The 2,728-nt window shown below is 37.0% G+C and carries 1 protein-coding gene; it reads right to left on the bottom strand.

Going from position 1 to position 2,728, the window contains the following annotated elements; translation table 11 throughout:
* Nucleotides 1-144: 144 nt before the first annotated feature.
* Nucleotides 145-1,956 (bottom strand): group II intron reverse transcriptase/maturase, encoded by a 1,812-nt coding sequence (gene ltrA, locus SB775_RS27235; protein ID WP_486360704.1) that lies wholly within the window; start codon nt 1,954-1,956, stop codon nt 145-147.
* Nucleotides 1,957-2,728 lie beyond the last annotated feature (772 nt).

The following is a 2,728-nucleotide window of genomic DNA, read 5'->3' as shown; positions in this document are numbered from 1 at the left end:
ATGCAGATAGGTAAGGGTTTGAAGTTATCGTTCCCTTTTCCCCCTGCTCGCACCGTAGGTGCAACTTTCATCGCATACGGCGCTCCAACTAGTCCAATTCATTCAATTCTAAGTATTTAAATGAAGCATAGTTTGGTACCAAATTTAGATTGTAGGGTTTCCGCATTGTTTTCGCAATTCATTGACCTTTTCCTTTTGTTTTTTGTTCAGTTCGAAGGAGTTAACTAGAGTTTTGATTTTCTTAATATCTTTTAAATGTACAAGTCGATGGACTGCTTCATGAAGCACTGTCAGATTGGAAAACCTATCATCTTTTGATAAATGAAACAGATTCTTGTGGTGACAGTGCCAGTCATTTGCACCTAGCTCAACTCCTGTTATGGCACACCTTCCGTATTGGGCTATGAACTTACTAATGCGGTTATCGTTGTATTCAATCGTTCGATTTGGAATGAATTTTTTCATGACATTGCTTAACACTCTTTTGTTAATCGCTTTGAGGTTGTTGTGTATTTTCGCTCTGCCTCGGGCAGTATAGTTACACGTTTCTTGAGAAAAACATAGGTTTGTTTTATGCCGTTGGGCATAAATGGGCACAAACACCATGTCTTGTATTTTAAAGTATTGTGGTAAGTAACCTTTATAGCGTTTTTGTAGTGTGTTAGTCATGTCATCAAACTTAGCTTCTGTTCTGATATTCTTCAATCGATTATATAAAGCCTTGTTTAGATGGGAGGACAACTCACTTAGATTTTCAGAAATTTGAGTGGCTGCTGCGTAATAGTTTTGTATCCCCATTACGACAGTATTGTAACGCCAAACTGTTTCAGCACATGGCTTTTTCTGAATTTCTTTTATAGAATCCTTAATTTTTATGAGTGCGTTAGACTTTGCTTTCTTCGTCATATTAGATTGAGCTACATATCCCATCCTTGTCTTTCCTTTCCTAATCACTCGGAAAGAGAACCCAAGGAATTCTGACGAATTCTTCTTTAAGTTAATGACCTTTGATTTTTCATCACTTGTCTCAAGGTGTAGTCTAGTATTAAGAAAATCCTTAATGGCATAATTCATTTTAATCGCTTGCGAGCGAGTACGGCATAATACCTTGAGATCATCAGCGTATCTAACAATGTAACATTCTTTTAGGTTTGATTTCTTGAGTGCTTTTACTTTGCTTCCATTATGTTTATATACATGGTTGCTCTGAAAGTTTTCCCATTGATTACTTACCCACCAATCGAGTTCATTTAGAACGATATTCGATAAAAGTGGTGATAGAATACCTCCTTGCGGAGTTCCTTTTGTTGGTACACCTTCTCCATCAATCTCTGCTTTTAATAGCTTTGATATGATAGAGAGTAATGGTTTATCTTTTATTCCCAGTGACCATATTTGTTTAAGTAATTTACTGTGATGCACATTATCAAAAAATCCTTTTATGTCTACATCTATACAATGATAGAGACCCACCATATTTACTAGTGATTCCAATCTTGCTTTCGCATGATGAGTGCTTCTATTCGGTCTAAATCCATAACTGTGTTTATGAAATTTTGCCTCGCAAATGGGTTCTAATACTTGTAAGATACATTGTTGGAGAATTCTATCCCATATCGTTGGGATTCCTAATGGTCTTACTTTCCCATTTGCTTTAGGAATGAAAACACGCCGAACATTTTCTGGTTTATATGCTTGAAACATATTTTTGACATGTCCAATTACCTTTTCTACTGATAAAAGTTTAATATCGTCAATCGTTAACTTATTTGTCCCTGCCGTTTTACTCCCTGTATTTCTCTTGATATTTCGATAAGCGAGACGTATATTTTCATTGGAACTAATCAGTTTCATTAAGCCATAGAAATTTTGACCATCTACACTTTGAGCATACAAGTTGTCAAAACAATGTTGCATATCGTAATACTCACTGTGTCTCAGTTTCTTTCGTTTCAACAAGTCGGTGACTCCCTTGGGAGTTGAACCTCTTTTAGTCTCACAAGAACCTTATTAACCGATAAAGAACTGTCTTACATGGTTGAATGATTCTTCACTAGTCTAGTGGCTATCCCTTCGGGTTGATTAGACCTTTCATCGGTACTGTGCCACCACTTTCACTGATACAAAGATAAGTTATACAGTAGCTATTCTCACTAGTGTTTTCCTTATCAACGCTTCTTTAGGAGTAAGCCCTCCACGTTATCAGCTTACAACGTTGAATTATATCTATTATAGAAAGAACTTAGGTGCTTCCTCTAAGCCTGTTAGCCGTTCATATGCCTGTAACATATCATGGATTTTCATATAAGCTAGTCTTACTTATCCACTGCTAACCTCACATTTGGTGATATACACATTTCTATGTATTGTGCGTGTAGACCCGTACATTCGAAAGTTCGTCAGCTCAACCTTTAATTTAGGTTTATTTACATTCTCACCATATTCATTCAACTCAAGCATCATGATTTACACCACCTCCGCAGGTAGGCTTTCGCCAGCCGAACTGATACGGTAAATTCTCACGCCTTTTTGCCGAGCTTATAACACTGTCATTCTTACTAAATCAATGCTATTCGACTTAGAGAGAACCCTTCAAGGCGTTACCCTATCATTTGATTCTTCGATATAACCCTTCAGTTCCGTAAGGAACTGTCTAACCTTTACCTGAGTAATGTGACCATTCTCAATTTAAGTTAGAAACATTTCGCACAACTAACGCACCCGTTAG

This window comes from Peribacillus sp. SIMBA_075 (assembly GCF_046534585.1).
Note: the sequence above shows the minus strand (reverse complement) of the source record. Positions and strands in the feature narration are given on the sequence as shown.